General features: G+C 55.7%; 25 protein-coding genes and 1 pseudogene. 2 read left to right on the top strand and 24 right to left on the bottom strand.

Translation table 11 applies throughout. The features are described from left to right. Nucleotides 1–9: 9 nt before the first annotated feature. Nucleotides 10–2,682, bottom strand: coding sequence for a phage tail protein (locus BSR28_RS06250; protein ID WP_071164544.1), 2,673 nt, complete (start codon nucleotides 2,680–2,682; stop codon nucleotides 10–12). Between the two features lie 145 nt (nucleotides 2,683–2,827). On the opposite strand from BSR28_RS06250, the gene BSR28_RS06245 reads away from it, so the two are divergent. Next, entirely contained in the window at nucleotides 2,828–3,523 is a 696-nt protein-coding gene (locus tag BSR28_RS06245) for a hypothetical protein (RefSeq protein WP_125899175.1), read from the top strand. Between the two features lie 201 nt (nucleotides 3,524–3,724). Here the strand turns inward: BSR28_RS06245 and BSR28_RS06240 are convergent, their stop codons facing one another. From BSR28_RS06240 to BSR28_RS06200, 9 genes are all read right to left on the bottom strand, one after another. Further along, complete coding sequence (locus tag BSR28_RS06240; RefSeq protein ID WP_170299674.1) at nucleotides 3,725–4,144, bottom strand: hypothetical protein; 420 nt, start codon at nucleotides 4,142–4,144, stop codon at nucleotides 3,725–3,727. Between the two features lie 23 nt (nucleotides 4,145–4,167). Then, nucleotides 4,168–4,761, bottom strand: a complete 594-nt coding sequence (locus BSR28_RS06235; RefSeq protein ID WP_071164546.1) for a major tail protein — start codon at nucleotides 4,759–4,761, stop codon at nucleotides 4,168–4,170. Between the two features lie 54 nt (nucleotides 4,762–4,815). Beyond that, nucleotides 4,816–5,109 (bottom strand): hypothetical protein, encoded by a 294-nt coding sequence (locus BSR28_RS06230; protein WP_143237607.1) that lies wholly within the window; start codon nucleotides 5,107–5,109, stop codon nucleotides 4,816–4,818. 50 nt (nucleotides 5,110–5,159) lie between these two features. Next, nucleotides 5,160–5,591, bottom strand: coding sequence for a hypothetical protein (locus BSR28_RS06225; protein WP_071164548.1), 432 nt, complete (start codon nucleotides 5,589–5,591; stop codon nucleotides 5,160–5,162). Beyond that, nucleotides 5,584–5,916 carry a phage head completion protein gene (locus tag BSR28_RS06220; RefSeq protein WP_125899174.1) on the bottom strand — a complete coding sequence of 111 codons (333 nt, stop codon included), beginning with the start codon at nucleotides 5,914–5,916 and terminating at the stop codon, nucleotides 5,584–5,586. The genes BSR28_RS06225 and BSR28_RS06220 overlap by 8 nt, the downstream gene beginning before the upstream one ends. Nucleotides 5,917–5,937: 21 nt before the next feature. After that, complete coding sequence (locus BSR28_RS06215; protein ID WP_083379139.1) at nucleotides 5,938–6,267, bottom strand: head-tail connector protein; 330 nt, start codon at nucleotides 6,265–6,267, stop codon at nucleotides 5,938–5,940. A gap of 38 nt (nucleotides 6,268–6,305) precedes the next feature. Further along, a complete protein-coding gene (locus tag BSR28_RS06210) occupies nucleotides 6,306–7,523 on the bottom strand; it encodes a phage major capsid protein (protein ID WP_073713655.1) in 1,218 nt (405 codons plus the stop codon). A gap of 64 nt (nucleotides 7,524–7,587) precedes the next feature. Beyond that, nucleotides 7,588–8,385: a head maturation protease, ClpP-related gene (locus BSR28_RS06205; RefSeq protein ID WP_407922461.1), complete on the bottom strand. Its 798-nt coding sequence runs from the start codon at nucleotides 8,383–8,385 to the stop codon at nucleotides 7,588–7,590. After that, the gene (locus BSR28_RS06200) at nucleotides 8,339–9,622 is read right to left on the bottom strand and encodes a phage portal protein (RefSeq protein WP_233120620.1); all 1,284 of its coding nucleotides are present in this window, start codon (nucleotides 9,620–9,622) and stop codon (nucleotides 8,339–8,341) included. Before BSR28_RS06200 ends, BSR28_RS06205 begins: the two co-directional genes overlap by 47 nt. 389 nt (nucleotides 9,623–10,011) lie before the next feature. Between BSR28_RS06200 and BSR28_RS08965 the strand changes: the two genes are divergently transcribed. After that, nucleotides 10,012–10,212, top strand: a complete 201-nt coding sequence (locus tag BSR28_RS08965) for a hypothetical protein (RefSeq protein ID WP_125899173.1) — start codon at nucleotides 10,012–10,014, stop codon at nucleotides 10,210–10,212. Here BSR28_RS08965 and BSR28_RS09285 read toward each other — a convergent pair. The 14 genes and pseudogenes from BSR28_RS09285 to BSR28_RS06130 all read right to left on the bottom strand — a co-directional run. After that, nucleotides 10,198–10,350, bottom strand: a pseudogene (locus tag BSR28_RS09285) (terminase); the annotation flags it as partial. The gene BSR28_RS08965 and the pseudogene BSR28_RS09285 sit on opposite strands and share 15 nt — an antisense overlap. 100 nt (nucleotides 10,351–10,450) lie before the next feature. Continuing rightward, the gene (locus BSR28_RS06190; RefSeq protein ID WP_073708840.1) at nucleotides 10,451–11,122 is read right to left on the bottom strand and encodes a hypothetical protein; all 672 of its coding nucleotides are present in this window, start codon (nucleotides 11,120–11,122) and stop codon (nucleotides 10,451–10,453) included. 12 nt (nucleotides 11,123–11,134) lie between these two features. Next, on the bottom strand, nucleotides 11,135–12,469 hold the full coding sequence (locus BSR28_RS06185; protein WP_073708839.1) for a hypothetical protein: 1,335 nt from the start codon (nucleotides 12,467–12,469) through the stop codon (nucleotides 11,135–11,137). Between the two features lie 17 nt (nucleotides 12,470–12,486). Then, nucleotides 12,487–13,230, bottom strand: a complete 744-nt coding sequence (locus BSR28_RS06180; RefSeq protein ID WP_073708838.1) for an ABC transporter ATP-binding protein — start codon at nucleotides 13,228–13,230, stop codon at nucleotides 12,487–12,489. A gap of 13 nt (nucleotides 13,231–13,243) precedes the next feature. After that, nucleotides 13,244–13,645 carry a hypothetical protein gene (locus tag BSR28_RS06175; protein WP_071164557.1) on the bottom strand — a complete coding sequence of 134 codons (402 nt, stop codon included), beginning with the start codon at nucleotides 13,643–13,645 and terminating at the stop codon, nucleotides 13,244–13,246. A gap of 102 nt (nucleotides 13,646–13,747) precedes the next feature. Next, on the bottom strand, nucleotides 13,748–15,352 hold the full coding sequence (locus tag BSR28_RS06170) for a terminase large subunit (protein WP_073713741.1): 1,605 nt from the start codon (nucleotides 15,350–15,352) through the stop codon (nucleotides 13,748–13,750). Nucleotides 15,353–15,534: 182 nt separating this feature from the next. Beyond that, nucleotides 15,535–16,098 carry a DUF6900 domain-containing protein gene (locus BSR28_RS06165; protein ID WP_073713653.1) on the bottom strand — a complete coding sequence of 188 codons (564 nt, stop codon included), beginning with the start codon at nucleotides 16,096–16,098 and terminating at the stop codon, nucleotides 15,535–15,537. 231 nt (nucleotides 16,099–16,329) lie between these two features. After that, nucleotides 16,330–16,608 carry an Nmad4 family putative nucleotide modification protein gene (locus BSR28_RS06160; protein WP_073713652.1) on the bottom strand — a complete coding sequence of 93 codons (279 nt, stop codon included), beginning with the start codon at nucleotides 16,606–16,608 and terminating at the stop codon, nucleotides 16,330–16,332. Nucleotides 16,609–16,730: 122 nt separating this feature from the next. Then, the gene (locus tag BSR28_RS06155) at nucleotides 16,731–17,054 is read right to left on the bottom strand and encodes a hypothetical protein (protein ID WP_073713651.1); all 324 of its coding nucleotides are present in this window, start codon (nucleotides 17,052–17,054) and stop codon (nucleotides 16,731–16,733) included. Between the two features lie 185 nt (nucleotides 17,055–17,239). Further along, nucleotides 17,240–18,172, bottom strand: a complete 933-nt coding sequence (locus BSR28_RS09190) for a DUF4314 domain-containing protein (protein WP_073713650.1) — start codon at nucleotides 18,170–18,172, stop codon at nucleotides 17,240–17,242. A gap of 208 nt (nucleotides 18,173–18,380) precedes the next feature. Continuing rightward, on the bottom strand, nucleotides 18,381–19,637 hold the full coding sequence (locus BSR28_RS06145) for a site-specific DNA-methyltransferase (protein WP_456236387.1): 1,257 nt from the start codon (nucleotides 19,635–19,637) through the stop codon (nucleotides 18,381–18,383). After that, nucleotides 19,634–20,902 (bottom strand): methionine adenosyltransferase, encoded by a 1,269-nt coding sequence (gene metK / locus BSR28_RS06140; protein WP_073713649.1) that lies wholly within the window; start codon nucleotides 20,900–20,902, stop codon nucleotides 19,634–19,636. The genes BSR28_RS06145 and metK overlap by 4 nt, the downstream gene beginning before the upstream one ends. 88 nt (nucleotides 20,903–20,990) lie before the next feature. Next, nucleotides 20,991–21,557, bottom strand: coding sequence for a P27 family phage terminase small subunit (locus BSR28_RS06135; protein WP_073713648.1), 567 nt, complete (start codon nucleotides 21,555–21,557; stop codon nucleotides 20,991–20,993). Nucleotides 21,558–21,794: 237 nt separating this feature from the next. Then, nucleotides 21,795–22,184 carry an HNH endonuclease gene (locus BSR28_RS06130; RefSeq protein ID WP_073713647.1) on the bottom strand — a complete coding sequence of 130 codons (390 nt, stop codon included), beginning with the start codon at nucleotides 22,182–22,184 and terminating at the stop codon, nucleotides 21,795–21,797. Nucleotides 22,185–22,209 lie beyond the last annotated feature (25 nt).

Here is a 22,209-nt window from a genome sequence, read left to right as displayed (position 1 = left end):
CTCTCCTTTCTAAATAGTGAGTGATGGGTTTCGGCGAGCTAGACCGGCTAGGCCTTGGTCGATGCGGGGCGCGAGGCGACCAACCAGAGTGCCGTCATCCAGTACCACCCGAATATCCATGCCCCGTAGTAGTGCGGGCACGACCTCCTCCACTACAGACCGCACTCCATCAGCCGACAGGCCGGCAGGCGTTGAGGATGACAGGCTCGAAGTACTCACGCCTTCAGCCATCTGATCTAAAGCAGCGAACTGGGCCTGGGTCTTGACATCCACTGGGACGTCCAGACCCTCGGTGAGGTCGGCGAACGCGGCGTCGATATCAGCAGCCATCTCGTTGGCGGCTTTGGTGGCGCGCCCTGCGTTGTCGTCGATACCGGCGGCGAGGCCTCGTGCGAGCATTTCACCGGCCCACGCCATCTTCCTAGACGGGGAATGAATCCCGAAGAATGACGTAATCCCGTCCCAAATACTTGAGGCCCATGAGGACACCTGGTTCCATAGCCATCCGGCGAGGCCTTGGATGCCGTTCCACAAGCCCCGCACCAAATTCCCACCCACACTCACCATCTGACTTACGCCCTGCCCAAACGCCGAGACAATCCCCGAAACAATCTGTGGGATCGCAGAGACGATTGTGCTGATGATGGTAGGCAGATTACGAATAAGCGCAGTCAGTAGGGTGACGCCCATCATCATCAGCTGTGGAATATGAGCGCTAATCGCGTTCAACACCGAGCTGATGATTCTGGGGATGGCGGAAACAATAGTGGCGATGATCGTCGGAAGAGCCTCCACCAGTGCGACGAACAGTTCGATGCCAGCATCAATGAGCAGCGGCAACGCCCCGAGGACCGCGTTGATGATGGCGTCAATAATCTCCGGCAATACTGCCACGATCGTTTCGATAATCGTTGGTAGGGCTTCGACCAGACTGGTGAGTAGGGTGATTCCTGCTTCGATGATCTGCGGGATCGCACCCACCAAAAACTCCAGCAGTGACTCAATGAGTGCTGGTAGTGCTTCGATGAGCACGGGGATGGCTTCGATGATGCCTTGGGCTAAACCGGTCACCAACTGCAGAGCAGCATCAAGCAGCAACGGCAGGTTGTCGATGAGTGCTTGGACGATTCCGACGATTGCGGCAATAGCCGCCGGAATCAACTCCGGCAGCGCCTGGCCGATACCGGATGCCAACGTGGCGACCATGGTGGCAGCCGCCGTCGTCAGCTCCGGCAACAACTCCAAGATTCCTTGGACGAGGGCGATGAGTAGTCCGGTTGCGGCCTCGGTAATCGCAGGCAAAGCCTGAATCAAACCATCAGCCAGGCTGGTGACAATCCGCAACGCAGCATCCAAAAACGCAGGCAACTGCTCGCTGATGAAGGCGAGGGCTTCTTGGATGACCTGCCCAAGGGCGGTAATCAGCCCATCCACACCATCCTTCTCAAACGCCTCAGACAGTGCGCTTACCCAGCCGTTGACCATCGGCATCACCGAGCCTGAGAGCATTTCGGTCAGCCCACCAGCCAACTGGCCCTTCAAATTGGCGACGCCATCTTGGAGTGTGGAGAGTTGTCCGTTGAAGGTTTTGGACTGATTCTCCATAGCCCCATAAAACCGGCCACCCTCAGCCGTAGCACTCTCGAAGGCCTGGGCGACCATCTCAGCGCTGATAGCGCCCTTACTCATCTCATCCTTGAGCTCACCGATGCTTTTGCCGGTCTTGCGGGAGATTTCTTCGAGGGGGTTGAAGCCGGCGTTGATCATCTGCATCAAATCCTGGCCCGTCAGTTTCCCTGCGGATGAGACCTGAGCAAACGCCAAAGACAAAGAACTAAATTTTTCTTTGTCGCCTTGGGCCACATCCCCAAGCATCCCCATGTACTTCTGCGCATCATTGGCGCTGATACCAAAGGACATGAGGGTGCGGGTCGCATCAGCCAAATCCTGCATACCGTATGGCGTGGAGGCAGCTTTGGCTTTGAGGTCGGCGACGAGTTTGTGGGCCTTGGCCTCATCCCCAAGCATCGTGGTGAACGAGGCCGTGTAGGACTCCATGGTCGCGTTGTACTGGACGCCATCTTTCATCGCGTCCACGAACCCACGCCCCACGGCTTTGATAGCACTGCCGATGGCTTTGACCCCGGCGACGATGGCCTCACTGGCGAGGTTGGCTTTGAGTACGTCGCCGAAGGAGAGGGCTTTCTTGCCGGTGCCGTCGAGTTCGCTCCCTAGGCCATCAACAGAGTGCTCAAGCTTGTCAGTGTCTTTGGCTGCGTCCCTAGCGTCGTCCCCAGCATTATCAGCGTTATCCCCGAAGGAGCTGAGGGCTTTGTTGTTGTCCTCCAACTCGCCTTCAAGGTCAGCCAACGCCGCCTTCGCATTATTCAACTGGGTCTGCCAGGCCAGGGTGCGCCGGTCAGTCTCCCCGAAGTTCGTCGCAGCGTTTTTCAAGGCTGCTTCGAGGGTGTTGATCTTGTCCTTCTGAGCGCTGATTTGCTCAGCCAGAACTTTGCCTTTAGCGGCGTACTTGGCTTGGGCATCATCAGAGCGTTTGAACTGGGCATCCACCAGCTTCATCTCAGAGCCGAGTACGCGGAAGGACGCGTTGATCTCAGTGATCGCCTTCTTGAACTCCCGCTCACCCTGGAGCGCGATCTTCAGTCCAAAATCTTCAGCCATGAGGGGTTCCTTATGTGGTAAAGCGTGGATAATGGAGATGGAATTTCAAAATGGCTAGTCAGCTGACGTTCCCGCATAATGACAAGAGCCATTTCAGTTTGAACAAGGAGAGTTCCTGATGGGTTTTTGGTCTCGACTACTCAGCTTGGAAAATCCTGATACGGTCGATAAATCAATGAAAAATATCCCCATAAGGGGTGAAATCGGATACTACGGTCTTGAGGATTGGTGGTTACATGAACTTAATGAGTCAGAACGAAAGCTCATCATCAATACCTACAAACCAATGGGTACATCTAATTCAAAATCCACACTCTTAATGAATGAAGTAAAGTCATCGCAAACTACTGCATTTTGGTTGTCAGTTTTAGCTGGATGGTTTAAGCCGAACGACCCCGAGCAGTCTAGATTGATCCTGAAGATTGCTGATAAAGCTTGGCAAGTTAAGGATGACCTATCACCAGCGACCGGAGACGACGCGATTTTTTCAAAGCATCTAGCCCTTGGGGCCTTGGCAGAAATTTATTATCGTTTTCGTGAAAATCCACTACTTCTTGAACGTTGCATAGCTGCCGCTCGGATGCAAGTAGAAATGCAGTCAGAGGCAATGAAAGCCCACATTAGGCAAGAAAAGCGTCTTGCCGCACCTGGAAAGAAAAACCAACCAATTATTTATCCCAGTCACAAAGGGTTCAAAAGGCTGGCAATTATTCTTGAAAAAGAAAAACGCTATGAAGACGCCCTTGAACTGCTGGAGGAAGCTGCAACTAGTAAATGGGATGGCGATTGGGATAAACGAATCGAGCGAATCAAAAAGAAAGCTCGCTCCCAAAAATGTTGAAAATCATCTAAATCCCGTATGGGATAACGTCGTCAATAAACGTTTCCCGCACAGGGGTCGCGGTGCCGGTGTGTTGGCGGTGGCATTCGATCAGGTCAAGTAGTAGGCCGAGGGGCATGTGCCAGGTTTCCGCCTGCCCCAAACCCAGGACAGTTACGCCCCAGTGGAGCAGGCGGATGAACGTGGCCTCATCACTGTCTGCTACTCGGCCTGCTGGTCTTTTCCCACCGGTTCCTGGGAGACAACCTCACGCCTGGTGCCGTTCACCAAAGCGGCCGTGATGGCCTCACGGTAGCCAGCCAAATCAGCCGGACACGTCAGCAACTCAACCAGGTCTTCGGTGAGCAACTCCTGCTTGTCCTCAGGATGGGCAAAGTTGTGGATTTGGATGCCCTGGTTAGCCAGCAGGGTGACGATCCAGATGATCTCACCCAAGGCTTGGTCCATATCCTCACCCGTGAGGAGTTTTTCACCGAGCTGGTCTAGGCCCCCGTAGCGGGCCGCGATCTTACGTGTCGCCCCCGTCGAGAGGACGAGGGTGTACTCACGGCCTGCGATGGTCACAGAAGCGGTGCGGCCATCGAGTGCGGGGTTTTCCATGGTCAAGGTTTCGCTACTCATGATTCAGTCTTCTCCTTCCTGCCTCAGGCGCCCTTGGGGGTGATGGTGGGTTCGTAAACCTTCTTGTACCAATCCGTAATCGTCTGGGCCTTGACTCCATCGGCTCCTTCGGTGACTTCGGCCTTCCACGGGTGCAGGCCGTTCTTCTCCGCCTTGTTACGCCGCATGATCGTCCCCTCAATCGAAGGGGTCGCAAAACTAATGCTGTCGCCCTTGGTGTTCAGGGATGTGGCGGGCGGTGCGAACTTGACCCGATAGAGCCAAAAGTACGTGTACTTACCGTTGGAGCGGCGGGCGCGGAAAGAGATAGCGACCGGCTTGGCCCCATCCTCACTTGTGGCGACCAGGACCTTATTGTCATCGAGGGTGCAGCCGGTCAATTCCGCTGCGACCTCGGGCTTGAGATCATCAATGCCCAGGGTGAGGGTGCCGGATTTGAACTCCTTGACCACCTCTGATGCACCGTCGTCGGCGTAGAGGATGGCCTCTGCTAGTTCGACAGACAACTCTGCGGAGATTGCTTTGGCTAGGGGCTTGGGAGTGGCGTAGGTTTCCTCACCACTCTCGTTTTCGGTGATGGTTGCGTAGTAAAGCTTGTCAAGACCAATCGTGGCCATGGCGATGTCCTCCTTCAAAGACAAATGCGGGTGGATATGAAAAGACCCCCAGACTTAGTGGGGGTCTACTGCGAGGGCGACTTCGATGACGTAATGGTGGTAACCGGCCTCTGGGTCATGCCCGATGTAGCGGCGCTCGGTAATCGTCAGGCCGGCGTTGCGGAGCATTGGTGGGATGTTGGTGGCGTGCAGTTTGTAACTGCCGGTAGTGAAAATGTTGACCCGCACGTACTGGATCTCCACACCAGGCGCGTTGTCTGCGTGCAGGTCATACACATCGGCCAAGGGTGTTAAGACGATGTAGTTGCCTACCTGTTGGGGTGGGAAAGAACCGGTGAACACTGGCATGCCAAGCCCGTTAAACAACCGCATCAGCAACTCAAGGCACTCCATTTACCTCACCCGCCTTTCATCCGGTTGTGCAGGACTTGTTTCATCGCTTCTAAGCAGGCACGGCGAGATGAGGCTCTGGCTGGGCGCAGGAATGGGCGTGGCGTTTGCCCGGCCTTGCCGTATTCGAGGACATTGGCGATCAGGGCGTTCGGCCTATCATCCCTGCGGTTCTCGGTGAAGCCGACTTTCACATTGTGATCACCCCGCCTATCCACCCTCGCCGGAGACAAACCGAGCGCACCAAGGAGTTGGCCGGTAGAGCGAGACTTGCCCTTCGTGCCAGAACCGATTGCGGCACTCAGGTTGCCTCTTACTTTAGCTTCGACTACGCGGCCGCCGGCAGTGACAGCCTCTTCGGCGATGTCGGGCATTGCTGTGGTGATGTGTGCGAATTGTTCCAACGTTTTGGTGGGCATTTTGATGCTGCTTTTAGCCACGGTGCACCTCCTTGCGTAGGAACAGGATGAGGTAGCGGCCTCGGTTTTTCACGTTCTCAATCCCCATGATCGTGAACGTGTTTCGTTCGATGAACACCTGCCCTCCGACCACTGGGGTGAACCCCTTGGGGGTGCGGATGGTTGCCATGGCATCGACTTGGTGAAAACCAGCAAGGTTCGCCCACCTAGTCGTAGCAGAACGCTCCTCAAACGCCCCACGCCACTCATGACCACTGCGCGAAGCCGGGCGGGCAAACCCCTCCCTATCGGCAATCATCTGCGAATCCAAGAAAAGCATGCGCGTACTTAAACGACCAACACCCATCACCACTCACCTCCCTCTTTTTTAGACTTTCCAATCGCGATCCAGAATCAGTAGCCGGTTGACGGTCTCCCACACCCGGGCGGCGGCATGCGTGTTATCAGCGAAAAACCCGCCGGTCGAGCCGTCCCTGGATTCGTAGAAGTGGGTGGCCAGCATGATCACCGCACGGTATGTCGACTCCGACAACGGGTGATGCTCGTAGTGGCCTGGGGGCAGGTGCTGGTAGGAGGTGGCGTAATCCAATCCCGCCTGAATCAGTTCACCCAGCAACTCATCATCCTGGGAATGCTCAAGCACCAGATTGGCCTTGAGCGCCGACAGGAACTCGCCTTGGTTAAACATGCGTGACATGGCTTTACGCCACCTCCCCTCCAACAACTGGCAGTGGGTTACTGCTTCTGAACAAGGACCTTGACGGCTTCAGGCAGAATCAACTTGCCGTCGACGCGTTGGGTTGCCATGAACCCCACCTGACCAGTGGTCGCAAACAGTTCATTGAGGCGCTTGAAAGAGCGGCCCGCACGGTCAGCAATCCAGTAGTAGGACAGGTCACCGAAGGCCACGGTCTTTGCCCCGGCCTTAATCTCCGGCACAAAGCTGGAGGTATAAATGGGGCGGCCTAGAATCATGTCCGGGGAACCTGCAGTCAAAGCGGGCTGCCACAGGTACTGGCCCTGATTGTCCTTCAGCTTGCGAATCGCCTTGACCGTGGAGTCGTTGGTCAGCCACACGGCGTTCTTCCGATACGGGCTACGCAGCGCATAGAACAAATCGATGAGTTCGTCTGCGGTGATCGCGGTCTGGCCGGCAGCCTTCAGGCCCTCCTGTGCACCATCAGTCTTGTGGAAGATACCGGTGGGCTTATTAGACCCATCCCCAACAAGGAACGCCTCTTCTTCAGCAGCGCCGATCCTGCGCCCGAACTCGTTTGCCAGGTAGGCCTCGATGTTGAACGCAGAGTCAGCCAAGAGCTCTTCACTGACCTTGATGAAGGTGGAGAGTTTATAAGCCCCCAGCGTGACTTGCTTGAAAGCCTCATCAGACTCGGTGACTGCTGCCCCTTCATCGAGCCAGTTAGCCTTCCCGTGGGTCGCCACGACAGGGATCTTACGATCACCCGATGTGGTGGTAATCCGCTTAGCCAGAGAACGAATAATGTTCTCCTCGTTGAGCGCTTCGACCAAAGTGCGTTCGAACTCGTCCGGTACTAGGTAGCCGCCTTCAGTGTCAGCACCTTCCTTCAAGTCGTTGCGTACTTCGAAGGGGTTGGTGGCCATGCGCATGGCGTTCCAAAAGTTCTCGCGGTATTCATCCGTAGCCCGGAACGGCACATGTTTATGCCCCTCAGGAGCCACGGACCCAGGGGTCATCGCCAAAGGCGCGGCCACCGGCTTAGAGAGCTGTGCGTCAAGCTCGGCGGCGCGTTCAGCGCGCGCGATCTCGCGACCGAAGGCTTCGATTTCGGCTTCCATACGAGCGTAAGTCTCATCATCCTCAGCCGTCAGGATCCCGTTATTGGCGCTTTGGCGTTCAGTGAGGAAGGCCTTGGCTTTCTCCCAGGTCTCGGCACGGCGGGTTCGCAGGTCATTAATCATCGTTGTAGTCATGATGTGTCCTTTCAAAACACAAAGGGGTGGATTGGGTATGAGAAAAGCCCCGGCGCATCGGGCGCTAGGGCTTCAAGTGATCGAGGGCGGATAACAGGTCGCTGACCGCGCGGCCAGCAGGTGGCGGTGGATCAGGCTCCGCTACTAGTGGGAGTGGTTCTTGGCCACCAGTGAGGTCTGCGTTGATGGCATCCAACAGTGAGTTGGTGACAGCGCGACGGGAAAACACCATCGCGGACACGGGCTTATCGGGCTGTGCGGCCGGGAACGGCGAGCCAGGAGTGATCAGTCCGTCTGCGAAACCAAGCTCAATAGCTTTGTTCACGTCCATCCAAGTCTCCGCATCCATCAACTCACTGAGCTCCGCGCGGCTAAGGTGGCTGCGCAGTTCGTAGGCGTTGAGGATGGATTCCTTGACCTCGGCCAACATGGACACCGCGCGGAGCATCTCCTCGCTGTCGCCGATGGCGGCGGTCATGGGGTTGTGAATCATCAACATCGCAACCGGCGACATGAGCACCTCGCTGCCTGCCATCGCGATGACGGATGCGGCTGATGCGGCGAGGCCGTCGATTTTGACGGTGACGTGTCCTGGGTAGTCCATGAGCATCGAATAAATCTCGGCAGCCGCCACTACATCCCCACCAGGGCTATTGATCCACACGATAATGTCACCATTACCGCTCATGAGTTCGTCGCGAAATTGCTGGGGTGTGGTTTCGTCCCCGAACCAAGACTCCGGCGCAATCGGCCCACGCAGTTCTAGTACGCGCTTGCCATCCGGGCTGGTGGTGTAATCCCAAAATCGCCTGGTGCTAGTGGGTGTCTTCATGTTCGGGTCGGCTCGTGTTGTCGCCGTCATCTGCATCCTCCTCGCTTTCACTATTGATGTCGTTTTCTTGTGCTGGTTGGCTATCCCGCATCTGGCGGTGGGTGTAGTAGCTACCCGCTTGGTTGAGTGGGAGCATGTTGCCGTTAACCAGGTAAAGGTCCCCGCCATCCTCGGTTGAGATGAGGTCGAGGTTCTCTAACTGGCGGATGTCGTTGGCGCTCATCCACCCGTTCTGGCGAGCAACCGCATACCCCTGCATCCGCGACGCGTAATCCCCACGCAACAGGCCCTCAAGATTGAAGGCGATTGAGTACTTCTCCCGGTCAGCCCCGGTGAGCAGGGTTTTGGTGAGGGCTTGTTCCCACCTGATCACCCAAGGGTCAAGCGTGTATTTCACGAACTCGAGGCTTTGTTGCTCAATGTTGGAAAAGCTGCTCTTTTCGAGGTCGCCGACCATGTGTGGTGGGATGCGGAAGATACGGGCGATTTCGTTGATCTGGAACTTGCGGGTCTCCAAGAACTGCGCCTGCTCCGGCGAAATGCCGATAGGCGTGTACTTCATCCCCTCCTCGAGCACCGCGATCTTGCCCGCATTCTCGCTGCCGCCGAAGGTGGACTGCCATGATTCGCGTACCCTTGCTGGGTCACGAATCGTGCCCGGATGCTCAAGCACCCCACCGGGCGCGGCACCGTTGGCAAAGAACCTAGCCCCGTATTCTTCACAGGCCAGCCCCATGCCAATCGCGTTACGGGCCATCTGAATCGGGCTGTAACCAACCAGCCCATCAAAACCGAGCCCGGGAATATGGAGGACGTCGGCTGGGGATAAAACAACCACCGGCGGCTTACCGGTGGTTTGAGGACGATAGGTGTAACGCAATAGGCCCGTGTCCGGATCCCTATCGACAATCATCTGCGATGGTAGTAGCGGGTATAGGCCGATGACCTCACCGCGCCCGTTCCTGATGACTTGGGCATAAGCGTTACCCCACAGCAGCAGGTGGGTCATGAGGGTCTCGCGGAACACAAACGAGGTCATCTCCGCGTTCGGCTCATCATGGAGCACCCGATACAACGGATGGGTGGTCGCTCGTTCGTTGCCACCCGTGCTGCCTTCGCGCTGCTGGTACAAGTGCAGCGGTAGGGATGCGACGGCCTCAGCCAAAATACGGACACAGGCGTAGACGGCAGTCATCTGCATAGCCGAGCGCTCCGTCACCGTCTTACCGCTACTAGTTGGAGATGCGAAGAACTCAGTATTGGTCAACGACCAACTGTTTGTCGGTTCGGGTGGTTTGAGGCCGAGCCAGGATAGGAAGCCCATGCGTTTGTTCCTTTCAGGGAGGACAATGGAAAAAGGAAGCAGCGTGTTTTAGAGAGGTGGTAAGTCTGCTGTGGTGGCTGGTAGGAGCCGTACTTGTGTTGTTCCTTTGGCATGAGGTCGAGGAATAACGAGTTTTGCTGCCATGGCTACACCGCAACCGTGAACACCTGCTCGCACTGATGAAGAATCTGAGGCTCCAACCGGTAGCGTTCACACGGATCGCCCTTGAAGAGTTGACACTCTTGAGCGTGATCGCACTGTTTTTGCCGCCGGTGTGGTTTACAGCCGCCACGATTGCTTACGGATTTCACCTAGCCGTTCATTGCGTCCAGATGCTTGTGACCTACCAGCGTGGCTGCTTCCTGCCTCAGTGGTCAGCCCCCATCCAGTTGCCGATCGTGGCACTACTGATATGGGGCATGTCCCATCACCACAGCAGCGGTCTGCTGACCGCCAGCCTCATCATGATCGGCGTCATGGTACTGAACCTGGTGCTCATGCATGCTCTGACCGTCCGCCTACAACAGCAGTAGCCCGCGCCTGTCGTAGACCGACTCGCTGGCTGGGCCTACTCCGCATCTGATGGCTCTGTCTAGGCCCATGATGGTGACGACAACGCCGTCAATCTTCTCAGTGGATTTTTCTTTGTCGGGTTTGATGTTGCCAGCTGGGCGTCAGTGCATACATAAAAATTTACAACAGATATTATTGCTATAAGGGTAGTTATTTCACTAGCAGTGTTCAGCGTAAGTATTAGAAGATTTACTCCCATTAGACGCTGGTCAAGATAGGTTTAATACCGCGGACAGTATACACATATGTGAATACGCAAACAGTCCACAAACAGGCCGTAAAAATAGCGGCATAGATTAGGGTTGATTCGAAATAATGTAGCGCGCCACTTGGCATCCAATACAACATACCGCTCGACTGTCCCAGCCAATAAAGTACCACCCACACCGGCAAACTTAGCCGCCCGTATTTGTGCCCAATTAGGGCTATGGTAAGCATCGTCAAGCTTAGGATAATAATCCCTTGTAGGCCGCTAAACATCTGAAACCCGACGCCATGTGAGAAGAATTCTTTATCAAATACCACCTGGCCGGGACGAAATTTAAATCTGGGAGCACTCCAGATACTCCACATCACCCCGAGCGGAGATACCAACAAAATCAGAACAGAAATAAACAAAATTTCGGTGAAAGCTCGCAGTCGCATTGGGCGAGGGCTATTCAACTCCACCCAGGGCATTCGCGGCAAAAAACAAAGCAAAGCTACCCATGTGAACACCAATACTGCGATGGTAGACGGCTTCACGGCAACAACAAAACCTGATGAGGGCAGATAAAATATAACCCCTACTAGGTGCGCCACGTAAACAGCTAATACCCATGCGCATACACTAACAATCACCGGATAGAGAAAGCCAGGTCTTGGTTTCATCTACTCAATCCCTTACCTGAAATTTTCCTTACTTAACTTGCAGGTGGCGATGGAGTCTCGATGCTTAAGTAACCATTGCTGATATTCGGCTGTGGACAATTTAGTCAGGAAGGCCAGTTGAGGGCTTGCATCAGCCGAAATCGTGTGTTCGCTTTCCTGCCCAGTTTCCTCGTTGACACCATAAACGAGATCCATCGGCAGCTTCGCACGCAACAGCAGGGAATTTCGCAAATCGTCATAAAACTGAGCTTGATTTGAGCAAGCATCGCTATGCCCGCCACTTGCGAAAATGTTGTAGGCAATATTGCTAAAAGTCACCTGCTCCCATTCTTGGCGAGTTTTGAAGTTACCAGGATTTTGCAGAGTAAGCGGGCCAATAATCGCACCTTCAGCAAAACCGATTGGGGTTTTAGGGTCAACCCAAGCGTTGGGTAACTGTGCAAATAATTGCTGGAAATGCTCCTTCAAACTAGGTATTAGTGTTGCTTGGGCAATAGGCAAGCACAAACGATACTCGCCTATTACCTCACACTTTTGACGATCGTCCTCGTACTTGGTTAGTACCGGAGACATCAAAATGCTGGACGCAAACACAAGCGCAGGCGCCAGAAGATATACTAAACCGACAATGGCAAAGCTCCTCCGCCCCGTAAGCGCATAAGAATTGAAACGCATCAGCGCATACACCCCGCAAACACTTAGCAGAACGAAGTAAACCAAACGAATCAGCTCAGTGGACATCACAAAATCAGTGGGGTAACTTACTAGGCTAGTACCCCACATAAACGCTAGCGAGAGGCTCGACTTACCGGTTCCTGCCAATAAAAATACGTTCATAATAACCGGCACAAAAACCACTAACGCAGACAAAAGTGGGGTAAGCACGAGCTTCCACTTCGGCGGCAACAGGTTAGCTAAAACCATCGCCAATGTTGCCGCAGCAAACAACGAGATTATCAAAACAAGAAAAGCTATCAAGTCTATGAGCCTAAACCTCACTGCTGCGCTGCGTACTAACATATAGCCCCAGCCGAGTATAGGTCCAACTACTGCTGCGCCCCATATCGTAAATGCAAAAGGAAGGATTCGACGGGTAGGCGAGAGCACTGTGAGCGGCCCAATCACCACTGACTTTTTACCTTGCGGGTCAAAAAATATGGCAGCTGCCAACCCGATAATCACCACAGGTACGATTAGCTGCTCTTGCAGCTGAGGAATTACCACTCGTAAATCTGGGTTCGGCCAGGTGGGAATGAGTGCCACCGATTGCACCAGACACACCAGAGCTAAAAAGGCAGTCAGACCCAATAGCCACCAGGTTTTTATAGGGAAAATCAGTCCACGCATCAGCCTTAGCCTTTCCCCTACTGCCTATTCGGAATACGCGCCAAAGCCGCCTGATACCCACATTCGAGGATGTTCAACCCTGGTGAAGGGTTGCGCTCGCCCAAAGCATTAAGGTCATCCACTGTACCGTCAAAAGTAATCAGTCCTGAGTTCATCACCAACACACGGCTGGCCACTGCCGCTAAATCCTCTACTAAATGCGTAGAAATCAAAATCACAGATTCACGCGACAATTCAAGCAGAAGGTTACGGATACCGGCCCGTTGTAGCGGATCTAAACCCACCGTCGGCTCGTCCAACAGAGCAACGCGAGGGCGATGCACCAACGCACAGGCAATACCTAGGCGCTGGCGCATCCCACCCGAAAGTGAACGAGCTAACACGTTAGCTTTCCCACCCAAATGGGTAATCTCAAGAATCTCACTAATGGCTCTACCGGCTTCATTCCTATCGATACCATGCGCCCACGCTGCATAAATGAGGTTGCGCTCGACTGTAACAAAATCCATCAAATCGAAATGCTGTGGTAAATAGCCTAGCCGCCGTTTTTCTGAGCGATCCATTCGAGTTAGAGACTTACCATTGATAAGGATTTCGCCTTTCTGCAAAGGTAACATTCCCACCACAGATTTCATCAACGTTGATTTGCCCGCACCGTTAGGTCCCAAAAGCCCGTAAACACCAGGCTCGGCGCGTAGCGAAACCCCTTTTAGTGCATGAAAATTGCGATAGGAAAAATGCAGATTGCGAATTTCAATCATGCGAAATCACGGCCTACAGTTGAATGTCAGGCGAATACTTCACTGCTCCAGTTGAAGACTCAACATAAGTATACACATATGCGCCTTTACCAGCAGTTGAAGTTTTCGCAGAGACATCGAGTTGAATCGTATTTACCGGGCCCTTCTGATTAACTGCCAAGCGAGTGTCTGGCCCCCAGTTGTTAGTCCACATGCTAACCCGGACCCAGTCCACCGTATTGATACACCCATGCCGTCCACCAATACCTTTTACGTAACTACCTGAAATGGTAGGACGGTAACTGTAAAGTTCACAAGGCACATGCGCCCTGCTGCGCTCGGCAGCATTAGCTATTGAAATACCACCCACAGTACCTATAGTCAACGCAGTAATCAATGCAAGTCCCGAGAACTTCCTAATTGCTGAATACTTCATTGTTAGCTCCTTTGCTATTCAAATTAATTGGAAGTATTTGCATTTTCATCATACTTTACATCATCTAATAAATCAATCATGATTAAATACTTTTCATGTTTTCTATATAACCAGCAATCCTCGCTTATCGTAGACGCTCTCGCTGGCTGGCCCGACCCCGCATCTGATTGCTCGGTCTAGCCCCATGATGGTGGCCACGACACCGTCGATTTTCTCGGTGGATTTTTCTTTGTCGGGTTTGATGTTCCCAGCCGGATCTTGGCGGATGAAGATGTTGTCCATCATCCACCGCAAAACCGGATGCCCATCATGAGCCAACTTGCCCTCCAGCACCAGCTTCATTAGCTCTTTGGTTGGTGGGGACATGTCTTTGAAGCCTTGGCCGAACGGGACGACGGTCAGACCCATGGCATCGAGGTTTTGGGTCATTTGGACAGCGCCCCACCTATCGAACGCCACCTCCCGCAAATCAAACTCCTCACTGATTTGCTCGATGGCTTGTTCAATCGCCGCGTAGTGGACGACGTTGCCCTCGGTGAGGTTGAGGTGGCCTTGGCGTGCCCAGAGGTCGTATGGAACCCGATCACGCAAGACACGGCGGTCAATGTTGTCCTCGGGAATCCAAAAGTGCGGGAGGACAAAGTATGGCTCATCAACGTCTTCTGGCGGGAAGACTTGGACGAACGCCGTGATATCCGTGGTGGATGAGAGGTCAAGCCCGCCGTAACAGACCCGGCCCCGCAGTTGGTCTGGGGTGAAATGGCGTTGGCAGTTATCCCAGGCGTGCATGGGCATCCACCGCACGGACTGTTTCACCCACTGGTTCAATCTGAGTTGGCGGAAGGAGTTTTCTTCGGCCGGGTTTTGCTTCGCACTCTCACAGGCGGCCCTCACTTTGTCGATGCCGACCGTGATGCCTAGGGATGGGTTGGCTTTCGCCCAAACGGTTTCGTCGGTCCAGTCATCGTCTTGGTCTGCTCCGTAAATGACTGGGTAGAAGGTGGGGTCGATCTTCCTGCCCTCAAGGATGTCTTGGGCTTTTTGGTGCGTCTCATAGCAAATGCTGTTCGTGTCTGACCCTGCCGTCGTAATCAAGAAGTAGAGGGGCTGGGTGCGGGCATCGCCGGAGCCTTTGGTCATGACGTCGAAGAGGCGGCGGTCGGGTTGGGTGTGCAGCTCGTCAAAGACCACGCCGTGAATGTTGAACCCATGCTTGGAATACGCCTCAGCCGAGAGAACTTGGTAGAAGCTGTTGGTGGGCTGGAACACGATGCGCTTCTGGGAGGCAAGAATCTTCACCCGGCGGGACAGTGCCGGTGAGTTGCGGACCATGTCGGCTGCGACCTCGAACACGATGGATGCTTGCTGTCGGTCTGCTGCGCACCCGTAGACCTCGGCCCGCTCTTCACCATCCCCACACGTGAGCAACAGTGCCACGGCGGCAGCGAGCTCGCTCTTGCCCATCTTTTTGGGGATTTCAACGTAGGCGGTGTTGAACTGCCGGAACCCATCCGCCTTGAGGGTGCCGAACAGGTCACGGATGATCTGCTCTTGCCAATCAATCAGTTCGAAGGGTTTACCGGCCCAGCGGCCTTTGGTGTGGGTTAGGGCCTGGATGAACGCAACCGCATAATCAGCAGCATTACGGTCGTAGTGGGAGCCGTCTGCCATGAAACGAGTCGGCTCATAACTACTCAGGCGACGCATCATGGTTTGCTCCCTTCCTGGTTTGGTGGTTTGCGGCAGTTCTCTGTACGGGAACCGACTGGACTGATGACGGCCGGTAAGTGATTGCGGGGCATAGAAAAGGCCCCACCGACTTGGCGGAGCATCAGCGTTGAAAAAGGCCAGGCCCCGGCGGTCGGCTCGGGGTGGCTTGCCTAGGAGGCCTAAGCGTTGTTGATTGCCCAGGTCAAGGCTTCTGGGTAGCCTTCGGCGCGCATGTAGTTGTTGTCGAAGCCTTCTTCGTTCCAGGTGGCTAGCTGGTAGGTGCCACCGGGTTGTTTGGTGTAGATGGCGGGGACTTTGCGCCACCCGGTCGCATTCGCCCAGGTGGTGTAGATCAGCGCGTATTTGCCTTCTCCGATTGGGATCCAGACGTTGTCGATGCCGTGGCTTCCCACCCGGGCTGCCTCATCCTCATCGTTGATGATTTGTGGGGCTGGGTGGATGACCTTGGTGTCGGCCTCGGTGTAGACCTCGTCCTCGGTCTTGACTACCTGGGTGATGCCTTCGGTGTGTGCGGCGTCTAGGCCGGCTTGGAAGGCCTGCTCCATCAGGCGGCGAAGCGACCCGATGGTCATTTCGGCCCAGTCGAAGCCATCGGAGCCCCTCGATAAGAGAGTGTCGATGCCGGCGTATTCGTCAGCCTTGGCAATGGCCTCGAGGCGGATGCGAAGCGCCCCGGTGGTGATGACTTCGGTTTCTTCCTTGGTGGTATTCTTGGTGTTCATTGTCGTTGTTCCTTTCGGCTTGCTGTGTTCCTGTGTTCCAGGTGTTACAAGTAAGCCTTAGAAACACACCTTTATCCAGTCATTTCCCCTTGAAAACAGAGGGAAAAGTAGCGGTGTACATCTCTAACCCAGCACCCCGGACAGGCTCTGGTTTTGGTGGTAAAAAAAAACCGCAGCCACCAAGCATTGGGTGGTGCGGTTTGGTCTCGCGGTTCTGCCTGTCTAGGCGGGTTAGTGGGTGATGGCCCAGGCGATCGCGCTGCCATTGTCCGCGAAGTACTCATCCGAGGAGGCTTCGAGGCTCAGGGCGCATTCGCTTACCGGTCTGGCGTCCTTGCCCCAGCCGGGGATCGGGACCTCGGCCAGGCGGTAGGTTTCGGCCTGCCAGCCGTTGTCCTTTCCGCTCAGGTAGCGGTAAGTGGCTACCAGGATGCGGTCCCCGTGTTGGAGGATGATGCGCTGTGCGGTGGTCTCGGCCAGGGTCTCCATCGTGGTCTTCGTGGTGTTCATTGTGCTTGCCCTTCCTTGCGGTGTAGGTGCTTTGTTCTTGTGTAACTATTAGTCACTTACACCGGCGGTTTTATCCAGTCGTTTCCCGCTTATTTGCAGGGGTTTTCTAGAGGTGTACATCTCTAGTTCACGGCCTGTGCGTGGGCGAAGCCGATACGGTAGGCATCAATGAGTATGGCACGCAACTCAACCGTGTCGATTTCGAACGGCCCGAGCTCCTCACACCTAGTTGGGGTCAGGGTGATGAAGTCTGGTTCGTAGTCCTCACAGACCACTTCTAGGGCGCGAATTACTTCAACGGGTGCTTGGCCCTGCTCGGCGGCGTACCAGGCGGTTGCCCACTCGGGCACTCCCAGGCAGGCCAGCCCCTCAGGCAGCCCACTGTCGGCCTGCATCGGGGTGTATTCCGTGGTCAGGGTGGGGGCGGGGATGGTTGCGGTGGTCATTGTTGTCTCCAGATTTCTCGGTGGTCAGCGGGTGCTGGCCGGTTACTTGTGTCAACAACAATCAACGCTTACTTCCACAGTTATATCCAGCCCAAAAGCCGCTTATTCACCGGTTAATAGTAGCGGTGTGCATCTCTTGCAAAACACCAACCAGCACCCCGGGGTGGGCGCTGGCCAGCGGTGCTTTAGAGGAGCGTGTAGGAGTCCTCCCCAGGCACCAGCCCCAAGGTGGAGCCGTTATCCCAGTTGACGTGGATGGTCCCTAGGTCGTCAACATTGTTGATAGTGCCCTCCGCACCTGGGGTGAGGCTGGTGTAAGGGTCACTCGTGTCATCGAGGCGGATCCTGCGCCCCACCAGCGAGCCTTCTTTTGTGTCTGCTTCTTTTGGTGGGGTTCGCCAGGCCGCCGACCCAGACAGGTCACCCATCAGCGTCTTGCGTAGCGCTTTGTGTTCGGGGCCGATGAAGCCCAGACGTAGCAGGAAGCAGCGCATCGCATACCTCGGGTTACTTTCCTCCTTAGGCTTGGCGGTCACACGTTTGGCCTCCATAGCCATGGTGAGCATCGCACCAATCAACTCGGTGAGGGCATGAGCCTGAGCTGGGGTGCAGGGGCGGGCAGTCCAGGGCATCCGCACTTCATCGTCAGTGACCTCGATAGGCAGGGCCTCAAGGTCCAGTGCAGCCTGAATCAGCGGACCCTTCGCACCCACCAGCGCCTGGAACCGCTCCAAGGCAGCGTCAGTGAGGGCGCTGCGTGGGATGGTGACAGTCACGCCGTCAGCCACCAGCTCCTCTGGCTCCGCCTCGCCGGGTGTGGCTTGGGGTTTGGTGGTGCGGGGTTGTTTGGTTTCGAGCCAGTGGCGTAGGTCGAAGAGGTTGTCTGGGTAGAAGTCATCCTCCCCAAGCAGCCCCAGCAGGTCGCGCACATCCTTCTTAGAAGGCCCCTTACCCTCCCACCTGATCGTGCCGTTACGGGCGACGGTGGCGGGGCCGACCTGGTACTCGTAGCTAGGTGCTCCCAGATACTGGGCTCTAAGCCCGTAGAGTGCTCGGAGGTTAGTGACGATGGTGCCGCGTTTACCGGCCGGCAGATCGTAATCGAAGGTGATGCTCATGGTTGTGTGTTCTCCCTTGTGGCTTGTCGGGTTTTTCTGTCAACAACATGAACCCTTAGAAACACAGGTTTATCCAGTCCAAACCGGCTTAAACGCCAAGGAATGTAGCGTTCTAGAGCACACCTCGAAGTAAGGTTTTGGCTGCCCCGGACAAGCGGTGGCATCACTTATCCGGGGCCAAAAAGCCAGCCAGTTCCCACACAGAGAACTACCCCTCACCCTCACTGTCGGAGTCGGGTTGGGCCTGTTCAAAGGACAACTCCTGCCCATCACGGATGACTTTGATTCCGGAGGTGGCTCCTGCGAGCTCGCGGTAGCGGTTGATGATGACATCGGCGTACTTCGGATCGAGTTCAACCAGGCGGGCTACGCGCCCGGTCTGCTCAGCCGCCACCAAAGTAGAACCAGACCCGCCGAAAGCATCAAGAACTATCTGATTCGACAGCGAGCTGTTCAAAATCGGGTATGCGATGAGCTCCACCGGCTTCATCGTGGGGTGGTCCGTGTTTTTGCGGGGCTTATCGAAGCGCCAGATCGTCGATTCTTTGCGTCCGGTGTACCACTGATGGCGTCCCTTCTTCTTCCACCCAAAAAGCACCGGCTCATGCTGCCACTGATAAGGCGAACGCCCCAGCACAATGGATTGCTTGACCCAAATACAACAACCAGACAGGTAGAACCCGGCGTCGTCGAAGGCCTTACGGAACGCATAACCCCCAGTATCGGAATGGAAGACGTAAATGGAGGCGTCATCAGCCATCACCGTCTCAAGGGCAGTGAAGGCTTTGGTGAGGAAAGCGACGAAGGAGTCGTTGTCCATGTGATCGTTCTGGATAGAACCAGCCGAGCCTTGATAGTTGACGTTGTAGGGCGGGTCAGTGACCACCAGATTCGCCTTCTCATCACCCATCAAGGCTGCGAAGGTGTCTGGGTTGGTGGAGTCTCCGACGATGAGGCGGTGGCGGCCGAGCTGCCAGATGTCGCCGGTGCGGGACATTGCGGGTTTGGCTAGTTCTGCCTCGACATCGAAATCATCCTCTTCGATTCCACCGGCTAACTGGTCACGGAAGAGGGCGTCGACTTCGGCGGGGTCGAAACCTGTCAGGGTCACATCGAAATCCTCAGCCTGAAGGTCAGCAATCAACAGGGCCAGTTTGGACTCATCCCACTCACCCTTGACCTTATTAAGCGCCACGTTCAACGCTTTTTCTTTGGCCTCGGGAAGATCAACGACCACGCATTCAATTTCGGTGTGTCCGAGTGCGGTGAGGACCTTGAGGCGCTGGTGGCCTCCCACCACACGCCCGGTCGCCTCGTTGAAAATGACCGGTTCGACGTAACCAAACTCCTCGACTGACCTCTTCAACTTTTCGAACTCGGGGTCGCCTGGTTGGAGGTCTTTGCGGGGGTTGTAGTCCGCCGCCTGCAACTTGTCCACGGGGATGGTTTTGATGTTCATGCTCATCGCTGCGCCTCCTCGTTGGTTTCGCAGTGGCGGGCCTTGGCGTGATCGATAACTTGGGTTTTGAGATCCCAAGCACCAATGGTGTCTTCCCATCCGGGGTAGGCACCGTTTATATATCCGAAGTGTCCGTATGCGCTGTAGCGAGCGTAACCATGGCGGCGCAGTTTGAAACGATCGATGATTGCGCCCGGCCGCAAACTGTAGAACTCCAACAGTGCTAGGCGAATATCCTCATCAGACACTTCTGGAATATTGGTGCCGTGGGTGTTGATGTCGAAGGCGACCGGGTCGGCCTTTCCAATCGCGTAACTAATCGAGACCGTGCAGCGCTTGGCAAGACGGCTCGCTACCACCTGCTTGGCGAGGAAGCGCGCCATGTAAGCACCCGTGCGGTCGACCTTGGTCGCATCCTTACCAGAAAACGCGCCACCACCATGGGGTGCATGACCACCATAGGTGTCAACCATGAGCTTGCGACCCGTCAGGCCTGTGTCTGCTCCCGGGCCACCTTTGACGAACCGGCCCGAAGGATTCACAAGGACGGTGGTGTACTGGAGAGTATCGATTCCGATCGCCTCTAAGCATGGGGCGACAATCTTAGAAATCACTTCCCGGCGCAGCTCCTCTAGGTCCTTGGCCGCATTGTGCTGGATGGATACGACGACGGTGGGTGCAGTAATCGGCGTGCCATCCTCATCAACGGTGAGGGTGACTTGGGCTTTGCCATCCGGGCCGATACCAGCAATGGTTCCTTGCTCACGCGCCTGGTCCAAGCGGGCGCAAATCTCATGCGCAGCAACAAGTGAGGCTGGCAAGAAATCCTTGGTAGCATCAGTGGCGTAACCATAGACGCTGCCCTGATCACCTGCGCCAAGATCCGAGAACGCCCCCGCGTGTTCCGCGCCACCTTCGCGGGTCTCCAACGCCGTGTCCACCCCACCGGCGATGTCACTGGACTGCTTCGTGACGTTGACACTGACGAGGTATTTCCAAGGCTGGTAGCCGAGCTGGGCTAGGGTCGAGCGCACTACTTGGCGAATCTTCACCTTGCCGTTGCAGGTGATTTGCCCGGCAACGGTGATGAGGTGGTTGGATGCCATAACCTCTACCGCGCAGCGTGAAGCGGGGTCTTCCCATAGACACTCATCGAGAATCTCATCAGCAATCCGATCACAGAGCTTGTCTGGGTGACCGGCACAAACAGACTCACTAGTCTCTAAACGGATAGCATGCGGGGTCTTTGAAGTTAGAGCAGTAGAAGTCATGGTTAGTCCTTTGAAGTAATCAGTAGGGAAAACAGGTAGACCCCCACCAAAAACGGTGGAGGCCAAAAAGAAAGAAGACAGACCCTAGTTAGCGGCTTTGCAGGAGCCTCTCCATCGGGTCCGAAGGTAGCGGGGTGTAATCGGTGGTGCAGTTGGCTTTGACGATGTCGAAAATCTCGTACCAGAGCACATTCGCCTGCTTCTGAAACGACTGCGACATGGCCACAAACGGGCTGGCGATCGCCGCCCCAGTGGTGGGGTGTTTGCCGAGCAGGCCGAAATCACTGATGGCTTTTTCGCATTGGATGAAGCGGGCGAACGACTGCGCATATGCTTCTAGCAAGCGTTTGGAGACGAATTGGGTGCAGCCCTTGTCGGCCAGCCACTCCCAGGTCTCCCGGTAAATCTCATCCGCACCCAAAGGCGAACCATCACGCTGCATCGCCGCTAGATATGCGGAGGGCTCTGGCATATCCACACCAGACAGAAGCGCGCCCTCGTCCGTGTCGCTCCCGGTGAAGTCATACGGCTCAGGCGGACCATCCACGCTCAGCACCCGCCCGGTGCGGCCATCGGCCAGGCGGTCTGCGAGGGGTTCTGGTTTGGTGCCTGCGCGGACGCGGCGTCCGCCCCTGTTCGTACCATCACGAGCCATACGATCATTCACCTCCAAACGGGTCAAATAAACGCGAAGTAACGAGCAAAAACCCGCACACAGGCGGGCCAGAAAAGTGCGGGTGGGAAAGTCGATGGGGGTAATACCCTGTCTGATTCGGGGAGTTTGTGCGCGAGGGGCCACGCCCGCTGAAACCCCAAGAGGCTGTAGAGATTGAGACCGCCCCTCCCCAGAGTGGGGCCAGGGTCCAAAGCCTGAGGTAGCCCTCGGGTTTCGTCAGTAGGTGTAGACCTGCGACCCGGCAGACCCGGTATTTCGCCACCGGTCACCATCTAGGGCCGTCTGCCTGGAGTGGCAGGGCTTGCACAGGCTCATGAGGTTGTTCTCGTCGTGGGTGCCGCCGTGTGAGAGGGGCCGGATGTGGTGGACCTCAGCTACCGGTGTCAGCCGTCCTTCCTTCTCGCATTGTTCACACAGCGGGTGCTTGGCAACGTACTGTGCGCGGATCTTGCGCCACGCACTGCCGTAGCGTTTGTTGATCTCGGGGTCACGCTCGTAGCGCCGGTAGTTGGTGTCGGCTTCCTTGGCGTGGGCTTCGCAGTAGCGAGCGTCGGTGAGGGCTGGGCAGCCAGGCCAACGGCACGGAGTCTTAGGACGCCTGGGCACTGGTGCTCACCACCCTCCTCAACGC

The sequence above is a fragment of the Boudabousia liubingyangii genome, from assembly GCF_001907245.1.
Taxonomy (GTDB): Bacteria; Actinomycetota; Actinomycetes; order Actinomycetales; family Actinomycetaceae; genus Boudabousia; species Boudabousia liubingyangii.
This window is presented reverse-complemented; position numbering and strand designations above follow the sequence as displayed.